Origin of the sequence: Streptomyces sp. SID12488, from assembly GCF_010548275.1 — a bacterium.
Classification (GTDB): domain Bacteria; phylum Actinomycetota; class Actinomycetes; order Streptomycetales; family Streptomycetaceae; genus Streptomyces.
Map to the genome: position 1 here is coordinate 120,376 of NZ_JAAGLT010000025.1, position 21,298 is coordinate 141,673.

Genomic DNA, 21,298 nt, shown 5'->3' on the forward strand with positions numbered 1-21,298 from the left:
TCCGCTCATGTTCCCGACATGCATCATTCTGCGCCGCGCCGGCGTCGTCACCGGTCTCACCGCCGCCGGTGTCCTCGCCGCTGCGGGCGCCGCCTCCGCGCACGTCACCGTGCACCCCGAGAGCTACGCCAAGGGTGCCACGGACGGCGTTCTGACGTTCCGGGTCCCCAACGAGGAGGACACCGCGAGCACCACGAAGGTCCAGGTCTTCCTGCCCACCGACCACCCCGTCCTCGGCGTGCTGGTCACCCCGGAGGCGGGCTGGACCGCGAAGGTGACGACCACCAAACTCAAGACGCCGGTCAAGACGGACGACGGGACGATCACCGACGCCGTCTCCGAGATCACCTGGACCGGCGGCCGGATCCGGAACGGGGAGTACGAGGACTTCGACGTCGCGTTCGGTCAACTCCCCGACAACACCGACCAGCTGGCGTTCAAGACCCTGCAGACGTACTCCGACGGCAACGTCGTCCGCTGGATCGAGACCGCTCAGGAGGGCCAGGACGAGCCGGAGAACCCGGCTCCGACAGTGAAGCTGACGGCGGCGGTGGCTGCGGAAGAGGGCGCTGGTGCCAGTCCCTCGGCGGCGGCCTCCGTGAAGAGCGACGCCGGTCAGGCCTCGGACTCGGCCAGTGACTCGACGGCTCGCGGGCTGGGGATCGCCGGGCTCATCGTGGGGGTACTGGGCCTGGCCGCGGCGGCGTTCGCGCTGGTCAGGACTCGGACTGCACGTTCGTAGAACAGGAGTTGCAGGAACTGCAGTAGTTGCAGGAATTGCGGGACCTTTGGGAGTTGCCGAACACGCGGTCCGCGCCTTGTCGCGCGGGCCGCACCACCTCAGCGGGAGACGGACTCGGGTACCAGTGCGCGCAACTGCTGCTCGACCGAGGCCATCGACGCGACGGGCGACGCCGTACGCGGACGGGATGTGCGGTACAGCCACAGGATGTCCCGGCCGAACGACCAGACCAGCGTGCCCAGGGCCAGCGCGATCACGGCCTCTGTGGCGCCGAGGGGCAGGTAGCCGGAGGCGCCGAGCAGCAGCAGGATGCCCTGGAGGGCGGCCACGGTCTTGCGGGCGGTGCTCGGGGGGAGCGGGGCGTTCAGCCAGGGCAGAACGCGGGCGGCGGCGACGAAGGCATAGCGCATTCCGCCGATCAGCAGGACCCACGGGCCGAGCGACATCGACACGTACACGCTGAGCACGAGGATGAGGAACGCATCGACCTCCATGTCGAAGCGCGCGCCCAGCGTCGAGCAGGTGCCCGTGCGGCGGGCGACCTTGCCGTCCACGCCGTCGAGGATCAGGGCCACGGCCGTCAGGCCGACGAACAGCGTGACGGGCGGCGAGCTGACATACGAGTCCGCGACCAGCGCCGTCACTCCGCCGACCAGCGTCGCCCGGCCGAGGGTCACCCGGTTGGCCGGGCCGAACGACTTCGACCCGGACCGGTGCAGCGCGCGGGAGAGAACGGCCCAGGTGGCGATCGCGAACGCCAGTCCGGTCAGCCAGCCCACCGGGCCCAGGCCGATCGCGGAGCCGAGCAGGACCAGCAAGAGGACCTGCAGGCCCGCCCCCAGAGCGGTCTCCTGCTGAACCAGCCTCGCCTCGTACGTGTTGATCAGGGCCACCGCGAGTCCTCCGCCGTATGTACAGAGTGGATCATGCCGCGTACTGTGCGCGGACTGTGCACCCCGCAGTACGTGAGCAACTTCCCAAGCGTTCAGGAGGACTCCGATGAAGCGCGCCGCACGTGCGTTCTGGCTCGGTTCGCCGGACCACGGAGAGATCCGTGACGTCGAACTGCCGGCGCCCGGCGAGGACGAGGTACTGGTCCGCACCCTGTTTTCGGGCGTGAGCCGCGGCACGGAGACACTCGTCTTCCGTGGTGGCGTCCCGGTCAGCCAGTACGCGGCCATGCGGGCGCCGTTCCAGGAGGGCGACTTCCCGGGCCCGGTCAAGTACGGCTACCTCAACGTCGGTGTGGTGGAGAAGGGCCCGGACGCGTTGGCAGGCCGTACGGTCTTCTGCCTCTACCCGCATCAGACGCGATACGTAGTCCCGGTGGGCGCGGTGACAGTGGTGCCGGACGGGGTGCCCGCCGAACGCGCGGTGCTCGCCGGGACCGTCGAGACCGCGGTGAACGCCCTGTGGGACGCGTCGCCGCTGGCCGGTGACCGGATCGCGGTGGTCGGCGGCGGGATGATCGGGTCCTCGGTCGCCGCGCTGATCGCCCGGTTCCCGGGGGTGCGCGTCCAGTTGGTGGACGCCGATCCCGGGCGGGCGAAGACCGCGGAGGCGCTCGGCGTCGACTTCGCGCTGCCGGGGGACGCCCTGGGGGAGTGCGACCTGGTCGTCCACGCCAGCGCCACGGAGGCGGGACTGGCCCGCTCGCTCGAACTCCTCGCCGCCGAGGGCACGGTCATCGAGCTGAGTTGGTACGGCGACCGGCGCGTCAGTCTGCCGCTGGGTGAGGCGTTCCACTCCCGGCGCCTCACCGTCCGCAGCAGCCAGGTGGGGACCGTGTCCCCGGCCGCGCGGCCCGGCCGCACCTACGCCGACCGGCTCGCCCTGGCCCTCGACCTGCTGGCCGACCCGGCGCTCGACGCCCTGATCACCGGTGAGTGCGCCTTCGAGGAACTCCCGGACGTGCTGCCGAGGCTCGCCTCCGGGGAGCTGCCGGCGCTCTGTCATCGCGTCCGCTATCCGGACAACGGCTGACGGATTCGCCCGGCCTCCGAAAAGTGGTTCGGGTGCATGAACAAGTCGTTGAACAAGCTGCCGTGGGTAGCCGTACTACTCGGCATGCCCCGGCAGCGATCAGCACGGGGCAAGACGCGCCGCACCTGGAGGGTCGTCCGTTGTTCAGCATCACCGTCCGCGATCACATCATGATCGCCCACAGCTTCAGCGGAGAGGTCTTCGGACCCGCCCAGCGCCTGCACGGAGCGACGTTCCTCGTCGACGCCACGTTCCGACGTGAACAGCTGGACGACGACAACATCGTCGTCGACATCGGTCTGGCCACCCAGGAGCTCGGTGCCGTGGTGAGCGAGTTGAACTACCGCAACCTCGACAACGAGCCCGACTTCGCCGGGATCAACACCTCCACGGAGTTCCTGGCCAAGGTCATCGCCGACCGGCTCGCCGCGCGGATCGAGAAGGGCGCCCTGGGTGAGGGCGCCCGAGGCCTGGCGGGCCTCACCGTCACGCTGCACGAGTCCCACGTCGCCTGGGCCAGTTACGAGCGTGCCCTGTGACCGACACGACCCTCGACCGTCCGGTTCCCCTCTCCCCGGCGGCCACTTCGGCCGCCCCGGCCCAGGTACAGGCTCACGTGCAGACGACGCTCAACTACGTGCCCGTCCAGAACGCGGCCCTCCAGAACGCGGCGATCATCCCCATGTCCTTGCGCTCCGTGCACTTCGTGATGCCGGGCGGTGTCGACGACCCGGCCAGGCCGAGCGGCGGAAACGCCTACGACCGGCGGATCAGCCTCGACCTGGCCGGCTTCGGCTGGCAGGTCCACAAGCACGCCGTCGACGGTGACTGGCCCCGGCCCGGCGCGGACGCCCGTGCGGAACTGGCGCGGACCCTGCGCGAGCTGCCGGACGGCACGGTCGTCCTGCTCGACGGCCTGGTGGCCTGCGGGGTCCCCGAGATCATCACCCCGGAGGCCGAACGGCTCCGCCTCGCCGTGCTGGTGCACCTCCCGCTCGGCGACGAGACGGGCCTCGAACCGGCCGTCGCGGCCGAGCTGGACGCCCTGGAGCGGGCCACCCTGAGGGCGGTGCCGTCGGTCATCGCGACCAGCGACTGGGCCGTCCGGCGCCTCGTCTCCCACCACGGACTCGCCCCGGACCGCGTGCACATGGCGGCCCCCGGCGCCGACATCGCCCCCCTCGCCTCCGGCACCGACGGCGTCTCCCGCCTCCTCTGCGTGGCCGCCGTGACCCCGCGCAAGGGCCAGCACCGACTGGTGGAGGCGCTGGCCGCGGTGACCGACCTGCCGTGGAGCTGCGTCTGTGTCGGCGGGCTCGAACAGGATCCCGAGTACGTCGCCGAGCTGCGCTCCCTGATCGCGAAGCACGGTCTGCAGGACCGGCTGCACCTGGCCGGCCCGCAGGCGGGCGCCCAGCTCGACGCCAGCTACGCCGCCGCCGACCTGATGGTCCTCACCTCCTACGCGGAGACGTACGGCATGGCGGTCACCGAAGCCCTCGCGCGCGGCATCCCGGTGCTCGCCACGGACGTCGGCGGCCTCCCCGAGGCGGTCGGGCGCGCGCCCGACGGCGGCGTCCCCGGCATCCTCGTACCGCCGGAGAACCCGGCGGCACTCGCGGCGGAACTGCGCGGCTGGTTCGGCGAGGCGGACGTCCGCCGCCGGCTGAAGGCGGCGGCACGAGGCCGCCGGGCAGCCCTCGACGGCTGGGCGGCCACGGCACGGAACCTGGCCGGCGTACTGGGCCGGATTCCCTGGGAACCCCGGAGGGCGGCATGAGGACAGCTGCAGCTACGACGATGACGGGCGCGGGTATCACGCCGGTCTCCTCCCGGGGGCTCCGGGCAGCCGCGCTGCGCAGTGCCGTCGGGGTGCGGGGGCCGATTCCCTCGGGAACCCCGGAGGGCGGCGGCACGACCAAGGTGACGACGATGCCGGCCTCGGCCGGTCCGGCGACGCCCATGGACGCCGACATCGAGCTGGTCGCCGCTCGGGGACGCCGGGTGGCCGCGCTGCGGGGTCTCGTAGGCGCACTGGGGCGGACTCCCCGGGAAACGAGGAACGCGGCATGAAGAAGACGACGATCACGACTTCGGCGGCGTCGGACATCCAACGACGGGGACCGGTGACTCCGGTGGACACGAATGCCAAGCCTGCCGCCGGGATTCCGGCCCAGCCGACACACCGGGACGTGAAGCCCGGTGCCGGGCCGGTGGGCCCGGGGGAGCGGGGCACGGTCCGGCTGCGTGAGGCCGGACCCGACGACCCGCCCCGGTACGCGCCCGACTGGCTGGAGCTGCGCGAGGGCCCGGACGCCGCCGCGCGCGCCGTCGAACTCCTCGTGCCGTTGCGCGGCCGACTGGCCGACCTGCCCGGAAAGCCGGGCGGGCACGTCATCCACGACCTGGGCTGCGGCACCGGCTCCATGGGCCGCTGGCTCGCGCCCCGGCTCGACGGTCCCCAGCACTGGGTCCTGCACGACCGTGACCCCTACCTCCTGCACTTCGCCGCCGTTGCCTCGCCGCGCTCCGCCGCCGACGGCAGCCACGTGACCGTCGAGACACGGCGCGGCGATGTCGCCCGGCTGACCGCCGACGCGCTGGCCGGCGCCTCCCTGGTCACCGCCTCCGCGCTGCTGGACGTCCTCACCCGTGAGGAGGTCGACGCCCTCGCCACGGCCTGCGCGGGCGCCGGCTGCCCGGCCCTGCTGACCCTGTCCGTGGCCGGCCGCGTCCAGTTCGGCACCCCCGACCCGCTGGACGACGACATCGCAGACGCGTTCAACACCCACCAGCGACGGGCGGGCCTGCTCGGCCCCGACGCGGTGACGGCGGCCTGCGAGGCCTTCGACCAGCGGGGCGCCACGGTCCGCGTTCACCCGAGCGCCTGGCACCTCGGCCCCGTGGAGGCCCCACTCACGGCGGAGTGGCTGCGCGGCTGGGTCGCGGCGGCGGTGGAGGAACGTCCGGCACTGAAGTCCCGCGCCGAGACCTACCTCACCGAGCGCCTGGAGGCCTGTGCGGCCGGAGAGCTCCGGGTGGAGGTCCACCACAGCGACCTCCTGTCCCTCCCGAGGCCGACGGACGGGACAGCGTCATGAGCGTGCAGACGGTGGAAGTGACGGAGGCTGTGCTGAGCGGCTTCGGGGAGGTCGGGCGCGGACCCGCGCCCCTGAAGGGGCGCGGTGAACGGCGCGACCAGCCCCCACTGGCCCGCGGCCGACGAACCGCATATCCCGAGGCGCGCTCCTCGGCCGGCCGCGCCGGAGTCATCGGCTTCGTCGGGCCTCGGGAAGCCGCCCCGCAGGCAACCGAGCCGAGCCGTCTCCGCCGCGCGGCCAAAAGCCTCCGTCCTCATCTGGGAACCCTCGCCGGAGTAACGATTCTCGGCGTGCTGCTCTGGCGCCTCGGCACTGGTGTCTTCCTGGACGGGCTGCGGCGGATCGACGTACCGATCCTGTTCGTGGGCCTCGGGATCGGGCTGCTCACCACCGTGTTCAGTGCCTGGCGCTGGGCCCTGGTCGCCCGGGGTCTGGGGATCAGGCTGCCCCTCGTCCCCGCGATCGCCGACTACTACCGCTCGTTGTTCCTGAACGCGGCCCTGCCCGGCGGCGTCCTCGGCGACGTGCACCGTGCGGTACGGCACGGGCAGAGCGCCGGTGACATGGGGCGCGGAGTCCGTGCGGTCGTTCTCGAACGGGTCGCCGGGCAGATCGCGCTGATCACCGTCGGCGGAGTGGTACTGCTCACCCAGCCGTCCCCGGTGCTGGCCGAGGCCCGCCGGGTAGCCCTGATGGCGGCCTTCGTCGCCGTGGGCGCGGTCGCCGTCGTCGTCGCCGTCCGGATGAACCGCGCCCCGAGTGTCGCGGCCCGCCGGACCCGCGCTCTGCGCGCGACGCTCACCGAGGCCCGCGGCGCCCTGCTCTCCCGCGAGAACCTGCCGGGCGTCGCGCTCTCGTCCGTGGTCGTTCTCTCCGGCCACCTCGGGATGTTCGTGGTCGCCGCCCGGGTCGCCGGATCCCACGCCACCGTCGCCGAGCTGCTGCCGCTGGCCGTACTGGCGCTGCTGGCGATGGGAGTTCCGTTGAACGTCGGCGGCTGGGGCCCCCGCGAGGGTGTCACCGCCTGGGCGTTCGGCGCGGCGGGACTTGGCGCCAGCATGGGGCTGAGCGTCGCCGTCGTGTACGGCGTGCTGAGCTTCGTGGCCGCCCTGCCCGGCGCGGTCGTCCTGGTCGTCCGCTACTTCTGGTCGCCGGCCCCAGTAGCAGCTCCGGCAACGGCAACGGCAGCGGCATCGCCATCGGCAGCGGTGAGCATCGAGAAATACGCCCCGAAGGACTCGGCGAAGCTCGCCAGCAACGCCTTCCCCTTTTCGGCGGAGCCGAGCGAAGGGCGGCCGATGACACCGGAATCGGTGTAACCGGCCATGCCGAGGGTGAGGAGATGCCGGCGGTCGTCGGCGATGAAATCAGCGGTTTCATAACCGGGACGGAGCAATTCGGGATGAGCGTGCAGCAGGATGGAGGTCTCGATTTCCCCCGCGTGCATGTCGGTGAGCAGCGAGGTCACCACTCCGGCCTGCTCACGCGCCGTCTCCCAGTCCTCCCCGGCCGGGAACAGCGCCATGTGCTCCCCGCGCGCGGAGGATTCCTGAACGACGTTGCCCAGTACGTAGTTTCCACCGTGTCCGTTGACGACAACCAGGGCGTCCACGCCCGAGCGGCGCAGCGAATCGGCGATGTCCCGTACTACCGCGTGAAGGGTCACGGAGGAGATGCTGACGGTTCCCGGCCACTTGGCGTGCTCGTGCGAGCATGCGATGGTCACCGGCGGAAGGAGGTGCACCGGGTATGCGGATGCGATCTCCCGGGCAATGGCACAGGCGACCAGGGTGTCGGTCGTCAACGGAAGGAAGGGACCATGTTGTTCGAAGCTCCCGACCGGAAGAACGGCGACCTGCGTTGAGACGCCGGCGGCTCGTGTCCGTACGTCTTCCGTAGTGTCCACCGGCAACAGGCCGCCAGTGGGCAACGCTACGGACGCCGTCGACCGCATTCCCGAATCATCCATGTTCTCCCGGCCTTTCGTCTCTGCTTAGGAACCAGATCATGACAGAAAAAATTGGCGTACTCGGCAAAGCCTCCCAGGCCTCGGGAGTGGAACGCGTGGTGAATGCGCCGTTGCCCACCGTGTACGGCGATTTCCAGGCGGTCGGATACATGGACCACGATCGCGGTGACGAGCAAGTGGCGCTGGTCTACGGTGAGATCGCCGAGGACGACGTTCTCACCAGGCTGCATTCCGAATGCCTGACGGGCGATGCCTTCGGCTCCCAGCACTGCGAATGCGGCGATCAGCTCGACTCCGCGCTGCGCGCGATAGTCGCCGAGGGAAGCGGCATTCTCGTCTACCTCAGAGGGCATGAGGGCCGTGGCATAGGTCTGCTCGCCAAGCTGCGCGCGATGCAGCTCCAGGCGGAGGGCCTGGACACCGTCGAGGCGAATCTCGCGCAGGGTCTGCCGGTGGACTCCCGTGACTACGGCGTCGCGGCGGAGATCCTCCACGACCTCGGTGTCCGTTCGGTGCGCCTGATGTCCAACAACCCGCGCAAGCGGGAGGCGTTGCTCCGCCACGGCATCAAGATCGCCGAGGATGTGCCGCTGCTGATCCCGCCGTGCGAGAACAACATCACCTACCTGCGGACCAAGCGCGAGCGTCTCGACCACGTCCTGCCGCACCTGGACGCGGTGGCGCACTGGTCCTGACCTGACCGGGAGACCCGGCCGGGAGTCCCGAACAGGGGGCGCGCGTCACTCGGACGCGCGCGGGGGGTGCCAGAAGCCCCGATTCCGGAAAGGAAGAGGGAATGACCGATGACGTCCTCTTCCTCTCCCGGGACCAGGTGACGGCCCTCCTCGACCCCGACACGGCGATCGCCTCGCAGCGCGCGGCGTTCGGCGCGCTGGGTGCGGGCGGTGCCAGTACGCCCGATCCACCCGATCTACCCGATCTGCCGGGAAAGATCATGCATCCCAGCCACTTCGACGACAGTGTGGTCTTCGCGTACGTCTCCCGGCTGTCCCGGGACACCGGCGCGGTGGCGAAGTTCGGCAGCGTCAACCCCGGCAACGCGGCGGCAGGTCTGCCGACCGTGCACGCCGTCATCACCGCCCTCGACCCGGTGACGGGCGAACTCGTCGCCGTCATGGACGGCACGGCGGTCACCACCCTGCGTACGGCCGCCGCTAGCGCCGTGGCCTTCGACGCGCTGTCCACCGCCGACAGCGCCGAACTGGCCCTGATCGGCTCGGGCACCCAGGCACTCGCCCACGCGCGGGCCGTCGCCCGGGTGCGGGACCTGAAGTCCGTACGGGTGTGGAGTCCGAACCCGGAGCGGCGCGCGCGGGCGGCGGAGCTGCTCGCGGCCGAACTCGGAATCGCCGCCGAGGCGACCGGCACACCCCGGGAAGCGGTGACCGGGGCGTCCCTGGTCGCGGCCTGCACCCTCAGCACCACCCCCGTCGTGCGCGGCGCATGGCTCGCGCCGGGGTGCACGGTGGTCAGCGTGGGCTCGTTCGAGCCGACCCGCAGCGAGGTGGACGCCGAGGTCGTACGGCGGGCGGCTGCCGTCGTCGTCGACGACCCGGAGACGGCGGCGGAGCACGCCGGACCGGTGGTCGACGCGCTGCGGGACCGACTGCTGACCCGCGAGGACCTGATCGGGCTCGGCGACGTCCTCACGGGCGCGCGGACCGCCCGTACCGGCCCGGACGACATCGTCTTCTACAACAGCGTGGGGCTCGGTGTGCAGGACGCGGCGGCGGCCTGGGCCGTCGTCCACGCGGCACGGGGAGCGGAGCGATGACCGCCCGGCTGTGGGCGGACGCCGTCGTGATCGCCGGTGGGGTGGTGGGCCGGGGTGCGCGGATCGCTCGTACCGATCCCGACGACAACGTCTTCTTCAACTGTGCCGGGGTTGGTGTTCAGGACGTGGCGGCGGCCTGGGCCGTCGTTCACGCGGCACGCGGGGAGGGGCGATGACCGTGACGCGGGCGGACGTGGTCGTGATCGGCGGCGGGGTGATGGGTACGAGCATCGCCTACCAGCTGGCCCGGGCGGGCGTCCGGGAAGTGGTCCTCGTCGAGCGTGACGAACTGGCCTCCGGGTCCACCTCACGAGCGGCCGGCGGGGTCCGGGCGCAGTTCTCCGACGAGCTCAACATCCAGCTCGGGGCGCGGAGTCTGGAGGCGTTCGGGCGGTTCGGGGAGGAGATCGGGCACGACATCGGACTGCACCGGGTCGGCTATCTCTTCCTCCTCTCCACACCCGAGGACGTCGCGTCCTTCGAGGCGGGGGTCGCGCTGCAGAACGGCCTGGGCGTGCCCAGCCGGATGCTCACTCCGGCGGAGGCACACCGTCTCTCGCCGCTGATCAGCACGGACGGCCTGCTGGCGGCGGCCTATTCGCCCGACGACGGCCACTGCACCCCGGAGGCGGTGGTCCACGGCTATGCCGCTGCCGCCCGTCGCCACGGCGCGACCGTACTGCGTCACACGGAGGTCACCGGCATCGAACGCGACGGCGACACCATCACGGCCGTCGTCACGGACAAGGGACGGATCGCCACCGACACCGTGATCTGCGCGGCCGGTGCCTGGTCACGGGCGGTCGGCGCGATGGCGGGCGTGGAACTGCCCGTGGACCCCCTGCGCCGCCAGATCGCGGTCACCGAACCGGTCCCCGGACTGCCGCCGACGCTCCCCATGACCATCGACTTCAGCAGCAGCCTCTACTTCCACACCGAGGGACCCGGTCTGCTCCTCGGCATGTCCGACCCCGACGAGACGACCGGCTTCGCCACCGACACCCACGACCGCTGGATCCCGCGCCTGTACGAGGCGATGGAACACCGGGCGCCCGCCCTGCTCGACCTGCGCCGCACCGGCGGCTGGGCGGGCCTGTACGAGATCACCCCGGACCACAACGCGCTAATAGGCGAGGCAAGTTCACCCTCCCGTTTCCTCTACGCGACGGGGTTCTCCGGCCACGGTTTCCTCCAGGGACCGGCGGTCGGTGAGGTGATCCGCGATCTCTACCTCGGCCACGTACCCTTCGTCGACATCAGCCCCTTGAGCGCCGGCCGTTTCGCGGCCGATGCCCTGCGCCCGGAGGTCAACCTCGTATGACCGAGCTCCACTTGTGGCTGCGCCACGAGACCCGTACGACCGAACGCCGCACGCCCGTCGTCCCGTCCGACGCCCGGCGGCTCGTCGAGCAGGGGGTACGCCTGACCGTCGAGGAGTCCCCGCAGCGGATCTTCCCGACCGATGAGTACGAGGCGGTCGGGGCGGGTGTCGCCGACGCCGGGTCCTGGGTCTCCGCACCCTCGGACGCGGTGATCGTCGGCCTCAAGGAACTCCCCGACCAGCCGGGCGAGTTGCGCCACCGGCACATCTACTTCGGGCACGCCTACAAGGGCCAGCCGGGCGCGGCCGAACTGCTGGGCCGCTTCGTCACCGGGGGCGGGGCGCTGCTGGACCTGGAGTACCTGGCGGACGAACAGGGGCGCAGGCTGGCCGCCTTCGGCTACTGGGCCGGATATCTGGGGGCGGCCCTCGCCGTTCTCCAGCACCGGGGGAGGCTGGCGACTCCGTTGCTGCCGACCACCAAGGACGTGCTGGAGGCCGAACTCCGGACACCCGGGACGCGGATGAGCGCGCTGGTGATCGGCGCCCTGGGCCGCAGTGGCCGGGGTGCGCGGGTCGCGCTCGACGAGGCCGGGGTCGACCCCACCTGCTGGGACCAGGCCGAGACGCGGAATCTCGACCGACCGGCCCTGCTGGCCCACGAGTTGCTGGTCAACACCGTCCTCACGACCCGCCCGGTCCCGCCCTTCCTGACGGATCAGGACGTCGACACCCCGGGTCGCCGTCTCCGCACCCTGTCGGACGTCACCGTCGACGTCGGCTCGCCCATGAACCTTCTCCCGGTCTACGACACCGCGACCACCTGGGACGACCCCGTGCGACGGCTGCGGGACGAGCCGCCGCTCGACCTGATCGCCATCGACAACCTGCCCTCCCTGCTGCCCCGCGAGGCGAGCGCGGACTTCTCGGCCGACCTGCTGCCCCAGCTCCTCGACTTCGAGGTGGGCGGCCCGGTCGGCCCCTGGGGGCGCTGTCTGGAACGGTTCGACGAGACGTGCCGTGAACTCGGCCTGGTGAAGGGCGAGTCGGGAAGTTCGGCAAGTGCGGGAAGCTCCGGAAGTGAAGGGGGAGTGGGCGTATGAGTGACACGGTTCCCGCGAGCGGCACCGTCCACTGGATCGGCGCGGGTCTGTCCACGGGCGGCGGACTGGCCGCACTGTGCGACAGCGACGCCGTGCGACACGTACGGCTGTGGCACCGCACGGAGGGCCGCGCGGCCGAGGCGCTGGCCCATCTGGGCCTCACCGGCCGTGCCGAACCTCGCGCGTACAGCCTCCCCGCGCTGACGGCCGAGCTGGCCCCCGGAGACGTGGTCGTCTCCATGCTCCCCGCGCCCGAGCACGCCCCGCTGCTGGCGGCCTGTGTGCGGGGCGGGGCCCACTTCGCGTGTTCGAGTTACGTGTCGGAGGCAGTACTCGAGCATGTGCCGGCGGCCGAGGCGGCCGGGCTGGTAGTCCTCACCGAGTGCGGGCTCGACCCGGGCATCGACCACCTCTTCGCGCACAGCCTGGTCACCCGCGCCGAGCACGCGATCGGCGCGGGCACGCCGGCCTCGTACCGCCTCACGTCGTACTGCGGAGGGATCCCCGCGGTGCCCAACGACTTCAGGTACCGGTTCAGCTGGGCGCCTGCCGGAGTCCTGAACGCCCTTCGCTCGCCCGCCCGTTACATCGAGAACGGTGCCGAGACCGTCGCCGAGAGGCCTTGGGAGGTTACGCGTCCGCATGTCATCGACGGTGAGACCTTCGAGGTGTACCCGAACCGGGACAGCGTGCCGTTCGTCGAACAGTACGAGCTGCCGACGGCCTGGAAGGCGCTGACCTTCGTCCGGGGCACCCTGCGCCTGGACGGCTGGCTGAGCGCCTGGGACTCCGTCTTCGAGGAGCTGAAGGGCGGCGACGACGAGCGGATCGGCGCCCTGGCAAGGGAGTTGGCGGCCCGCTACCCGACGACCGACGCCGACCGCGACCGCGTGGTCCTCGCGGTCTCCCTGGAAGTGGAAGTGGACGTGAACCCTGAGGGGGAGGGGAACAGCGATTCCGGGCGGCGGCGGAGCTGGTCCGGCCGCTATCTCCTCGACCTGGAGGGCGATGCGGCCGAGAGCGCGATGGCCCGCTGTGTCTCCCGCACACTGGCCCTGGGCGTCCGTCACATTGTCGACGGTTCGCTGTCGCCCGGCCTGAGCCGCGCCGCGGAGACGGCACGGCGTTCGGAGGACTGGCTGCGTGAACTCGGCGGGGAGGGACTGGAGTTCAGGCTCACCGTCGGCTGACGGCGGCGCGCTCCCCGCCAACTACTTCTTACCCGGCACCCATTACCCGTTACCTGCTACTCGGTGACGACCGCCTCGTGCACCAGACGCTTGAGGTCCTGCCAGTACGACCGACTCGTCCTGTGTCGTACCTGGGTCATGAACTGCACTGTCAGATCACGGCTCGGGTCGACCCAGAACGTCGTCGTCGCCACCCCGCTCCAGCCGTACGTGCCGAGGCCGGCCGGGGCCTGGGTACGGTCCGGGTCGATCACCACCGAGACCCCGAGGCCGAATCCGACGCCCGCGTTGCCGGGTTCGTCGTGGGGACGGGCGCCGAAGGTGCGCAGGTCGGCGCCGCCCGGAAGGTGGTTGGAGGTCATCAGGGTCACCGTCTCGGACGACAGGACGCGCACGCCGTCGAGTTCGCCGCCCCGGCGCAGCATCTCCATGAACCGGTGGTAGTCGTGGGCGGTGGCGACGATCCCGCCGCTGCCGGACAGGAACCGGGGCCGGCTCTTCAGCGGCAGGCCGAGGATCGGCTCGATACCGCCGTCCTCGGTCTCTCCGTACAACTCGGACAGCCGGGGCGCCTGTTCGGCGCTCACACAGAAACCGGCGTCCGTCATGCCGAGCGGCCGGAACACGCGGTCGGCGATGAACTCGTCCAGTGGCTGCCCGGACGCCACCTCGATGACCCGGCCCAGGATGTTCGTGGCGACCGAGTAGTTCCACTGGGTGCCCGGTTCGAACTGGAGCGGCAGCCCCGCGTACACCGAACACGTCTCGGCCAGGGTCGAGCCCGGAACCACCGACGACTCCAGGTTGGCGGCGCGGTACAGGGCGTCGACGGGGTGCGAGTGGTAGAAGGCGAAGGTGAAGCCCGCCGTGTGGGTCATCAGGTGCCGGATCAGGAGAGGCTGGGCGGGTCGGGTGCTGAGGTCGCTCCCGGAACCGCTCACATGTACCCGCGGGTCGGCGAACTCCGGCAGGAAGCGGGAGACGGGGTCCGTGAGCGCGAGCCGCCCCTCCTCCAGCAGGATCAGGGCAGCGACCGAGGTGACCGGCTTGCTCATGGAGTAGATCCGCCACAGCGTGTCGGACTCGACCGGAAGGTCCGCCGCCCGGTCGCGCCGGCCGTGCGTGGTGAGGTGTGCGACGCGGCCGGAGCGGGCCACTGAAACGAGGAAGCCGGGCAGGCGTCCTTCGTCGACGCAGTGGGCGAAGTGCTGGTCGAGGCGGTCCAGCGCCTTCGCGTCCAGTCCTACCTCGCACGGGTCGACCTCTTGTCGCAGCTGTGCCATCGTTCCCCTCCGGTCGCTTGAAGTGCCGTCCTGTCATACCCCGACAGGATCACCTCAGGCCTCAGACCCCCCATGGTGACGCAGGGATCCCGCAGGCGTCGCCCGCAGGTCACCCGGGTCCGGCAGTTTCAGGGCGGCCAGTGCACCTACGAGTGCTATACCCGCCAGCACGGGCAACGACATCCGAAGTCCGTCGGTGACGGTGGCGAGCGTGGCCGCGGTGGCCACCCCGAGGACCGGTCCGACGTTCATCGCCGTCTGCTGCAACCCGCCCGCCACCCCGGCGGACCCGGCTGACGCTTGCCGTACGACGACGGCCGTCGCGGTCACCATCACGGTCCCGAAACCCGCTCCGAGCAGCAGGAATCCACCTCCGACCGGCTCGGTCCCGGACGCCCGGAACAGCACGAGCACCCCGAGCGAGAGCAGCAGCAGCGCGACGACGGTCGTACGCCGGGCCCCGTACCGCCGCAGGAGCACGGCGGCCGACGGGGCCCCCAGCACCATCGCCACACCGCCGGGCAGCGCGGTCAGGCTGGTGCGCAACGGGTCCATGCCCAGCTCGTCCTGGAGTACAAAACTGGCCACGAAGAGTGTGCCGAACATCGCAGCCGACGCGGCCACGAGAATGCCCAGCGCGGCGCCCACGACCCCTGATCCGAGCATGTCGGGCGGCAGCAGCGGGTCGGCGGTGCGCCGCTCGTGGCGTACGAGGACGAGGCCCGCGCCCGCCGCCGTGAGCAGCCCGAGGACAGCCGACGCACTCCAGCCGTGCTCCGGGACGTCGACGAGGGTGTGCACGAGGCAGGCGAGGGTCAGGGCGAGCAGGGCGGCGCCGGGGAGATCGAGCCGCCCATGTCCGGGTACGGGTGACGACCCGCGCGGGCCGGGAGTACGGACGACCAACGCCAGTACGCCCAGCACCAGCGCCGGTACGACGTTGAGGAAGAACACCGCACGCCAGCCCAGATGGGTCACCAGGACGCCGCCCACCAGCGGACCGGCCGCCGCGGCCACCCCGATCGCACTGGCCCGCAACGCGATCGGCATCCCCAGCCGGTCGGGTGGGTACGCGGCGCGCAGCATCCCGAGAGTGGCGGGTTGCAGCAGCGCGCCGAAGACGCCCTGGACGACCCGCAGTCCGATCACCCACCCCACCCCGGACGCGAACCCGATGCCCGCCGACACCACCCCGAAGCCCAACACCCCGATGATGAACAGTCGTTGGTGCCCGTACCGGTCCCCGAGCCGCCCGGCGAACACCAGCAGACTCGCCACCGCGATGAGATACCCGGTGCTCGTCCACTGGACCTCGGCGAAGGAGGCGTGCAGATCCCGTTGCAGGGTGGGCTGCGCGATGGTCAGCACGGTGCCGTCGAGAGCGACGACCACCGCCCCGATCACGCTGCTCGCGAGGGCACTGCGCCTTCCCGGGGGATGCCCCCCGGACCCCCGGAGCCGATGCGCGTTCACCGCTCCTCCGGTCCGAGGTGCGCGTCGAGGGCCGTACGCAGCAGGGGTGCGAAGTCGTCGGCGCCCGTGGTGAGCTGGAGGCTGCCCCAGGTCCACAACTGGGCGATGCCGTAGAGGTTCGCCAGCAGCGCCCCGGCGACGAGCCGGGCGTCGGTGTCCGGCCGGGCCTGCCCGACAAGGTCCACCAGCAGGTCGAAGACAGGCAGGCTGGCCTCACGCAGACCCAACCTGTTGCTCTCCAACAGGTCGTGACGGAACATCAGTTCGTGCATGCCCCGGTTGGCGAGCGCGAAGTCGAGGTACACGCGCCCGAGTGCGGCGATCCGCTCCCGGGGGGCCGCCGTACCGGGCCCGATCTCCTCGATCGCCCGCGATCCCCTGGCCGCCAGCTCCGTGAAACCACGGCGCGCGATGGCGGAGAGCAGCTCCAGATGGGTCGGGAAATAGCGGCGTGGGGCGCCGTGCGAGACACCGGCGCGGCGGGCGATCTCCCGCAGGGTCAGCGCGTGAGCGCCCTCCGTGGTCACCAGGTCGACGCCGACATCGATGAGCCGGGTACGCAGCGAATCACTCATAGACACTGTCTACCAGCGACCAGTAGACAGTGTCTACTGGAATGAATGGCCGGTGCTGTCCTGTTGCACGAGACATGACTCAGGACGACGCGCAGGATCCGCTCCTCAAGCTGCTCTCCGAGTACGGCGGCGGAGTGCTGACGACCATCAAGGCCGACGGCCGCCCCCAGCTCTCGAACGTCAACCACACCTACGACCCCGACGAACGCACCGTCCGTGTCTCCCTCACGGACTCCCGGGCCAAGACCCGCAACCTGCGCCGGGACCCGCGGGTCTCGTACCACGTGACCAGCGACGACCGCTGGGCGTACACCGTGGTCGAGGGCGTGGCCGACCTGACGCCCGTGGCCGAGGACCCCCATGACGAAACCGTCGAGGAACTGGTCCGGCTCTACCGGGCCGTGCAGGGCGAGCACCCCGACTGGGACGGCTATCGCGCGGCCATGGTCCGGGACCGGCGCCTCGTGCTGCGGATCAGGGTGGAGAGGGCGTACGGCATGCCACGCGGATAGGCCGACCGAGTCGGGTGACTCTCCGTCAGCGTGCCCGCACTGCCGCTAGGGTTGATCCACAAGGCGGCCCAACAGCCGCGCGGGGCGTGGGAGACGGGGAGTGCGCGGGATGCTGGATCCGATTTCGCTGGGCGCCATCAGTGCGGTACTCGGAGCCGTCGGGTCGGGCATGGGCGGCGAAGCCGGCAGGTGGGCCTGGGAGTCCGCCGGAGGCATGGTCCGCCGTATCGCCGGGCGCGAGGTCGCCGCACCCACCACGCCCGGCCGGCTGACCGAGGTCGCCCGGATCGTGCACGACGGCGTGCTGCACGATCCGCAACTCGCCCACGCCTGGACCCTGTTCGCCCAGGGTCTGCCCGTGCACGGCGCCCTCGCCGGCACGTTCGCGCGCCGGGCCGGACTTCCGGCCTCCCCGCGCTTTTTCACGGACCGTCAGGAAGCCCTGAAGACACTGGACAAGGAGGCGACCCGCGCCTTCGACGGCCGCCCCCGGCTGGCCCTCCTGCACGGCCCGGAAGGCATCGGCACCAGCACCCTCGCCATCCACTGGGGCTGGCGGCAACAGGCCCGCTTCCCCGACGGACAGCTCTACGCGGATCTGCGCACCCTCGGCCCCGAGGCCGCCCTCGCAGCCCTCCTGCGCCAACTCGGCCTGCCGGACGAGGAAGTACCGCCCGCCGCCGCCGACCGCGCCGACCTCCTCCGGCGCTGCCTCGCCGACCGGTGCCTGCTCCTCGTCCTCGACCACGCCCAATCGGCTGGTCAGGTAAGAGCGTTGCTCACCTCGGCGCCGGGTGTCGTCACCCTGGTCGTCGCCCGGCAGCCGCTGGCGGGCCTCGACGCGCTGCGTGTCCCGGTCGGCCCCCTGGCGCGCAAGGACGCGTTGCGACTGCTCACCGACCTGGTCGGCAAACCCGCGATCGGCGCGGCCCGCGCCACCCTGCCCGACGTCCTCGACCGCTGCGCCGGCTCGCCGTACGCCCTGCGGGCAGCGGCACCCCGCCTGACCGTTGCCCCCGCCGCGACTGCGCAGAGCGTTGTCGGTGATCCGGCGCCGGACGCGGTGGGCGCCGCCGCCGAGGACTCCTACCGGCTGCTGACCCCCGACGCCGCCCGCCTCTACCGCCTGGCGGGGCTGTACGCCTGGCCCGCCCTCGACGCCACCGCAGCGGCCCGCGCCGCCGACCTTGCCGAACCGGAGGCTGCCCGGCTCCTCGAAGAACTCGCCGACACGCTGCTCCTCGAACACACGGACTCCGGCCGCTACCGGTACCGCCCCGCCGTACGCGCCCACCCCGAGCGCACCGCCGCCGCCACCGACGGCATCGCCGCGTGCTCGGCGGCCGTCACCCGTACCGTCGAGCACTATCTGCACCTGGCGGTGGGCGCCGCGCGGGCCGCGCTCCCGGAGAGCTGGCGCGTCCCGGCCGGAACCTCGCCGATCTCGTACGGCGACAGGGGCACTGCCGTCGCCGCCCTCGCCGCCGAGGCGCAGAACCTGGTCCAGGCGGTGCGCGCGGCCGAGGAGTTCCGCGACTGGGACACCGTCGTACGGCTGTGCCAGGCGCTCTGGCCGCTCCAGCTCAAGGCCGGTCACCACGACGTTCTGCTCCCGGCGCTCCAGGCCGGTGCCCGGACCGCCGACGCCCACTTCCCCGGCAGCCGCATGGCAGGCTCCCTGCACGCCCAACTCGCCCATACCCTGACCGAGTTGCGCCGCTGGGACGAGGCGGAACCGGAAGCCCTCGCGGCAGCCCGGGACGAGCGGGCCGCCGGACACGCGCGAGGCCACGCCTCCGCCGTCGAGTTTCTCGGCCTGCTCCGGCTGCGCCAGTGGCGCTTCACCGACGCGTACGACTGTTTCGAGGAGGCCTCCCGAATCCTCGACGGTATCGGGCCCACCGACGAGGGCGCCGCCGATCTCCCGCGCGCCCGAGCCCTGTTGGAGCGTCACCGGGGCCGCGCCCTGCGAGGTCTCGGCCGACGTGAAGAGGCCCGTGAACGACTGGAACGGGCGCTGCGCTTCTTCCGGGACAGCGGCGAGGCGTACAACACCGCCCGCACCCTCACCGACCTCGCCGAAACCCACCTGGACGGCGCGGAGTTCACGGCTGCGCTCGCTCTGGTCGACGCGGCGACCGCGGCCCTCGGGCGGGAAAGTGCCGTCTATCACCTGGCCCACTTGCGGATGCTGCGGGAGCGGTGCGTCAGCGCGGGGTGATCGTGGTCGGGTGGGTGACTGTGCCCGTGGGTGGCGTGGGACCCGTGTGCGGCAGGTGTGTCCGCGTTTCGCCTGAGGCGCGCCTCGCTCAATCCTGCCTTGGCCGCGTGGAGTTCACGGGCCTTGCTGCCTCTGGTCGACGCGGCGACCGCGGCTCTCGGGCGGGAGAGCGGCGTCTATCACCTGGCCCACCTACGGACACTGCGGGAGCGGTGCGTCAGTGTCGGGTGACAGTGGCCCGGTGGTTGAGCGCTCCCGTCCGTACCGTCAGCCCCTGCGTGACCAGCTCGTCCAGCGACTTGCCGGCGGCTAGCCACGCGTACAGAGCCGAGGCGTAGGCGGCCGGGTCGGCGTCTGCGTCTGCGTCTGTGTCTGTGTCTGTGTCTGGGTCGGAATCGGGCCTTATCCGTAGCAGTTCACCGTCACGCGTACGGGCCGTGCACTCGCCGGGGCCGCTGATGTAGGCGGCCAGTGCGCACTGCGGATGCAGGGTGAGTGCCTCCGTCGTCCACAGTTCCGGTGAGCCGAAGCGCGCGTCGTCCGGTTCGCCGTACCGGAACACTACGTCGGCGAGGGCGAGTCGGTGGGTCTCGCGGGTGTCCTCGTGCACCGCCGTGTGCATCTCGCCGGTGCTGTGGGCGGGCGGGTGCGCTCCGGCGTACCGGGTGATCTCGACCTCGCCGGCACCCAGCAGCCGGGTGAGGACGAGCAACGGCACGGTGTGGGACGGCGGTTCGTACGGCGGCAGGGGGAGCGGTTCGAGCAGGGCGGGTCCGTCGGGCTCGGGGATGCCGAGGGCGTCGTAGAAGAGGCGGCGCAGCAGGGTGGCCGACTCGCCGGGTACGGAACTGACGAACTCGGCGGGTTCGGGGCGGGGCCGGCGGTCGCGGACGACCGCCTCCACCTGGGGGCGCAACGGGAGCGCCGGGTCGAGACGCGGGGCGTCGCGCACGAAGTCGTGGACGGGGGCCTCCGGCGCGAGGCCGGTAAGGGGAGCGGCGCCCAGCAGGACCGGGGTGCCCAGGGCGGCGGCGTAGTAGGTAACTGAACCGTGGTCGCCGATCACCGCGTCGGCCGCGATCAGGGCCTGGCACCAGCCGTGCAGGGGGTCGATCAGCGCGAGTCCGGCGCGTCGTGCCCGGTCGAGCCAGGCGCGGATCTGTCCGGGACCGTGGCCGTGCCAGATGTTCGGGTGGAGGACCGCCGCGAACCGGTACTCGTCGGCCGGGAACTCCGAGGCCAGCCGGGGGAGAAGCGACGGAAGGACGTCATCGCCGCCGCCGTCGCCGAACAGCGACTCGGGGTTCCAGGTGGAGTTGAGGAGCACCAGCCGTTGCCCGGCGCGGATGCCGAGGGCCCGGCGGAAGCGGTCGCGATACGGCCGCGCCGCGAGCATGCGGTCCCAGCAGGGATCCCCGGCGAGCACGGCGGTCGGCACGGCCTCGGGGCAGACGCTGCGCAGTCGCTCGTACTGCTCGGGATGCGACAGGACGAGCGCGTCCGCGACGGGATCGCCCTGCTCGTCGAGCAACCACTCGCGTGACATCCCGAAGACCGGCCCTCCGGCTTCGGCACTCCCGCCGCCCGCTGTTGGGTGTTGGGTGTTGGGTGTTGGGTGTTGGGTGTTGGGTGCCAGTCTCTTAGTATATCCGATACCGTGAGACAATATGGCCAAGTGTCCGTTAATGTCCGGGAGTTGACCGCCGAAGCTCGCCGATATCGCCAACGACACCGGCGTCTTGACGGCCTGCTCCCACGGGAGTACCGGCACCCCTGTCCCGGCCAGCAGCTCGGCGACGCCCGAGCGGAACACGGACGACTCCGTGCAGGTCGCGAGCAACTGGACCCTGAAGTCGTCGTCGAAGAGGGGGAGTACGTCGAGGAGCCGGGTCGCCGAGGTCACGTTGTGGACGACGAGGAGCACCTTGAGGCTCCGGCCCCGCGTGGCCCAGCGTGCCGAGTCGTCCCCGACCGGCACCCGTATCCACCCAGCCCCCGCCACTTCCTCGCCCGCCCGCCTCTCGCCCCGG

At 71.6% G+C, this 21,298-nt stretch carries 20 protein-coding genes and 1 pseudogene; 15 read left to right on the forward strand and 6 right to left on the reverse strand.

The genetic code is table 11. The features are described from left to right. The first annotated feature begins 7 nt into the window (after positions 1-7). Entirely contained in the window at positions 8-742 is a 735-nt protein-coding gene (locus G3I56_RS31045; RefSeq protein WP_164414757.1) for a YcnI family protein, read from the forward strand. A 98-nt stretch (positions 743-840) separates the two neighbouring features. On the opposite strand, the gene G3I56_RS31050 is transcribed toward G3I56_RS31045, so the two are convergent. Further along, entirely contained in the window at positions 841-1,635 is a 795-nt protein-coding gene (locus G3I56_RS31050; RefSeq protein WP_164414759.1) for a CDP-alcohol phosphatidyltransferase family protein, read from the reverse strand. Between the two features lie 106 nt (positions 1,636-1,741). Here G3I56_RS31050 and G3I56_RS31055 point away from each other — a divergent pair, with 106 nt between their 5' ends. The 6 genes and pseudogenes from G3I56_RS31055 to G3I56_RS44215 form a co-directional block, all read left to right on the forward strand. Beyond that, positions 1,742-2,725, forward strand: coding sequence for a zinc-binding alcohol dehydrogenase (locus G3I56_RS31055; RefSeq protein ID WP_164414761.1), 984 nt, complete (start codon positions 1,742-1,744; stop codon positions 2,723-2,725). Between the two features lie 140 nt (positions 2,726-2,865). Next, positions 2,866-3,264, forward strand: a complete 399-nt coding sequence (locus G3I56_RS31060) for a 6-carboxytetrahydropterin synthase (protein ID WP_164414763.1) — start codon at positions 2,866-2,868, stop codon at positions 3,262-3,264. Between the two features lie 77 nt (positions 3,265-3,341). Beyond that, entirely contained in the window at positions 3,342-4,505 is a 1,164-nt protein-coding gene (locus G3I56_RS31065; RefSeq protein ID WP_164414820.1) for a glycosyltransferase family 4 protein, read from the forward strand. Further along, positions 4,502-4,798, forward strand: a complete 297-nt coding sequence (locus G3I56_RS31070; protein ID WP_164414765.1) for a hypothetical protein — start codon at positions 4,502-4,504, stop codon at positions 4,796-4,798. The genes G3I56_RS31065 and G3I56_RS31070 overlap by 4 nt, the downstream gene beginning before the upstream one ends. Further along, positions 4,795-5,826 carry a class I SAM-dependent methyltransferase gene (locus G3I56_RS31075; protein WP_164414767.1) on the forward strand — a complete coding sequence of 344 codons (1,032 nt, stop codon included), beginning with the start codon at positions 4,795-4,797 and terminating at the stop codon, positions 5,824-5,826. The genes G3I56_RS31070 and G3I56_RS31075 overlap by 4 nt, the downstream gene beginning before the upstream one ends. After that, positions 5,823-6,884, forward strand: a pseudogene (locus G3I56_RS44215) (lysylphosphatidylglycerol synthase transmembrane domain-containing protein); the annotation flags it as partial. The gene G3I56_RS31075 and the pseudogene G3I56_RS44215, both read left to right, overlap by 4 nt. An 80-nt stretch (positions 6,885-6,964) precedes the next feature. On the opposite strand, the gene G3I56_RS31085 reads toward G3I56_RS44215, so the two are convergent. Next, positions 6,965-7,795 (reverse strand): creatininase family protein, encoded by an 831-nt coding sequence (locus G3I56_RS31085; RefSeq protein WP_203691033.1) that lies wholly within the window; start codon positions 7,793-7,795, stop codon positions 6,965-6,967. A gap of 38 nt (positions 7,796-7,833) precedes the next feature. Here G3I56_RS31085 and ribA point away from each other — a divergent pair, with 38 nt between their 5' ends. The 6 genes from ribA (at position 7,834) to G3I56_RS31115 (ending at position 13,204) form a co-directional block, all read left to right on the forward strand. Further along, on the forward strand, positions 7,834-8,490 hold the full coding sequence (ribA, locus tag G3I56_RS31090) for a GTP cyclohydrolase II (RefSeq protein WP_164313289.1): 657 nt from the start codon (positions 7,834-7,836) through the stop codon (positions 8,488-8,490). A 101-nt stretch (positions 8,491-8,591) separates the two neighbouring features. Next, complete coding sequence (locus tag G3I56_RS31095) at positions 8,592-9,590, forward strand: ornithine cyclodeaminase family protein (protein ID WP_164414773.1); 999 nt, start codon at positions 8,592-8,594, stop codon at positions 9,588-9,590. After that, the gene (locus G3I56_RS31100) at positions 9,587-9,766 is read left to right on the forward strand and encodes a hypothetical protein (protein ID WP_164414775.1); all 180 of its coding nucleotides are present in this window, start codon (positions 9,587-9,589) and stop codon (positions 9,764-9,766) included. The genes G3I56_RS31095 and G3I56_RS31100 overlap by 4 nt, the downstream gene beginning before the upstream one ends. Beyond that, a complete protein-coding gene (locus G3I56_RS31105) occupies positions 9,763-10,911 on the forward strand; it encodes an FAD-binding oxidoreductase (RefSeq protein WP_164414777.1) in 1,149 nt (382 codons plus the stop codon). Before G3I56_RS31100 ends, G3I56_RS31105 begins: the two co-directional genes overlap by 4 nt. After that, positions 10,908-12,014 carry a saccharopine dehydrogenase gene (locus G3I56_RS31110; RefSeq protein ID WP_164414779.1) on the forward strand — a complete coding sequence of 369 codons (1,107 nt, stop codon included), beginning with the start codon at positions 10,908-10,910 and terminating at the stop codon, positions 12,012-12,014. Before G3I56_RS31105 ends, G3I56_RS31110 begins: the two co-directional genes overlap by 4 nt. Further along, on the forward strand, positions 12,011-13,204 hold the full coding sequence (locus tag G3I56_RS31115) for a saccharopine dehydrogenase family protein (protein ID WP_164414781.1): 1,194 nt from the start codon (positions 12,011-12,013) through the stop codon (positions 13,202-13,204). Before G3I56_RS31110 ends, G3I56_RS31115 begins: the two co-directional genes overlap by 4 nt. A gap of 56 nt (positions 13,205-13,260) precedes the next feature. On the opposite strand, the gene G3I56_RS31120 is transcribed toward G3I56_RS31115, so the two are convergent. The 3 genes from G3I56_RS31120 to G3I56_RS31130 form a co-directional block, all read right to left on the reverse strand. Continuing rightward, positions 13,261-14,487: a serine hydrolase domain-containing protein gene (locus G3I56_RS31120; RefSeq protein ID WP_164414783.1), complete on the reverse strand. Its 1,227-nt coding sequence runs from the start codon at positions 14,485-14,487 to the stop codon at positions 13,261-13,263. 54 nt (positions 14,488-14,541) lie between these two features. After that, the gene (locus G3I56_RS31125) at positions 14,542-15,891 is read right to left on the reverse strand and encodes an MFS transporter (protein ID WP_343240098.1); all 1,350 of its coding nucleotides are present in this window, start codon (positions 15,889-15,891) and stop codon (positions 14,542-14,544) included. A 65-nt stretch (positions 15,892-15,956) separates the two neighbouring features. Next, positions 15,957-16,535: a TetR/AcrR family transcriptional regulator gene (locus G3I56_RS31130; protein ID WP_164414787.1), complete on the reverse strand. Its 579-nt coding sequence runs from the start codon at positions 16,533-16,535 to the stop codon at positions 15,957-15,959. 74 nt (positions 16,536-16,609) lie between these two features. Between G3I56_RS31130 and G3I56_RS31135 the strand changes: the two genes are divergently transcribed. Both G3I56_RS31135 and G3I56_RS31140 read left to right on the forward strand, forming a co-directional pair. Beyond that, positions 16,610-17,047, forward strand: coding sequence for a PPOX class F420-dependent oxidoreductase (locus tag G3I56_RS31135; RefSeq protein ID WP_164414788.1), 438 nt, complete (start codon positions 16,610-16,612; stop codon positions 17,045-17,047). A gap of 109 nt (positions 17,048-17,156) precedes the next feature. Further along, positions 17,157-19,268 carry an ATP-binding protein gene (locus G3I56_RS31140; RefSeq protein ID WP_164414789.1) on the forward strand — a complete coding sequence of 704 codons (2,112 nt, stop codon included), beginning with the start codon at positions 17,157-17,159 and terminating at the stop codon, positions 19,266-19,268. Positions 19,269-19,485: 217 nt separating this feature from the next. Here the strand turns inward: G3I56_RS31140 and G3I56_RS31145 are convergent, their stop codons facing one another. Then, positions 19,486-21,246, reverse strand: a complete 1,761-nt coding sequence (locus G3I56_RS31145; protein ID WP_343240099.1) for a hypothetical protein — start codon at positions 21,244-21,246, stop codon at positions 19,486-19,488. Between the last annotated feature and the right edge of the window lie 52 nt (positions 21,247-21,298).

What these genes read in the sequence shown, in the direction of transcription:
- G3I56_RS31130 (WP_164414787.1), bottom strand. Translation starts at nt 16,535, where the DNA reads ATGAGTGATTCGCTGCGTACCCGGCTCATCGATGTCGGCGTCGACCTG.
- G3I56_RS31045 (WP_164414757.1), top strand. Translation starts at nt 8, where the DNA reads ATGTTCCCGACATGCATCATTCTGCGCCGCGCCGGCGTCGTCACCGGT.
- G3I56_RS31075 (WP_164414767.1), top strand. Translation starts at nt 4,795, where the DNA reads ATGAAGAAGACGACGATCACGACTTCGGCGGCGTCGGACATCCAACGA.
- ribA (WP_164313289.1), top strand. Translation starts at nt 7,834, where the DNA reads ATGACAGAAAAAATTGGCGTACTCGGCAAAGCCTCCCAGGCCTCGGGA.
- G3I56_RS31135 (WP_164414788.1), top strand. Translation starts at nt 16,610, where the DNA reads ATGACTCAGGACGACGCGCAGGATCCGCTCCTCAAGCTGCTCTCCGAG.
- G3I56_RS31085 (WP_203691033.1), bottom strand. Translation starts at nt 7,795, where the DNA reads ATGGATGATTCGGGAATGCGGTCGACGGCGTCCGTAGCGTTGCCCACT.
- G3I56_RS31055 (WP_164414761.1), top strand. Translation starts at nt 1,742, where the DNA reads ATGAAGCGCGCCGCACGTGCGTTCTGGCTCGGTTCGCCGGACCACGGA.
- G3I56_RS31070 (WP_164414765.1), top strand. Translation starts at nt 4,502, where the DNA reads ATGAGGACAGCTGCAGCTACGACGATGACGGGCGCGGGTATCACGCCG.
- G3I56_RS31140 (WP_164414789.1), top strand. Translation starts at nt 17,157, where the DNA reads ATGCTGGATCCGATTTCGCTGGGCGCCATCAGTGCGGTACTCGGAGCC.
- G3I56_RS31100 (WP_164414775.1), top strand. Translation starts at nt 9,587, where the DNA reads ATGACCGCCCGGCTGTGGGCGGACGCCGTCGTGATCGCCGGTGGGGTG.
- G3I56_RS31095 (WP_164414773.1), top strand. Translation starts at nt 8,592, where the DNA reads ATGACCGATGACGTCCTCTTCCTCTCCCGGGACCAGGTGACGGCCCTC.
- G3I56_RS31105 (WP_164414777.1), top strand. Translation starts at nt 9,763, where the DNA reads ATGACCGTGACGCGGGCGGACGTGGTCGTGATCGGCGGCGGGGTGATG.
- G3I56_RS31115 (WP_164414781.1), top strand. Translation starts at nt 12,011, where the DNA reads ATGAGTGACACGGTTCCCGCGAGCGGCACCGTCCACTGGATCGGCGCG.
- G3I56_RS31110 (WP_164414779.1), top strand. Translation starts at nt 10,908, where the DNA reads ATGACCGAGCTCCACTTGTGGCTGCGCCACGAGACCCGTACGACCGAA.
- G3I56_RS31120 (WP_164414783.1), bottom strand. Translation starts at nt 14,487, where the DNA reads ATGGCACAGCTGCGACAAGAGGTCGACCCGTGCGAGGTAGGACTGGAC.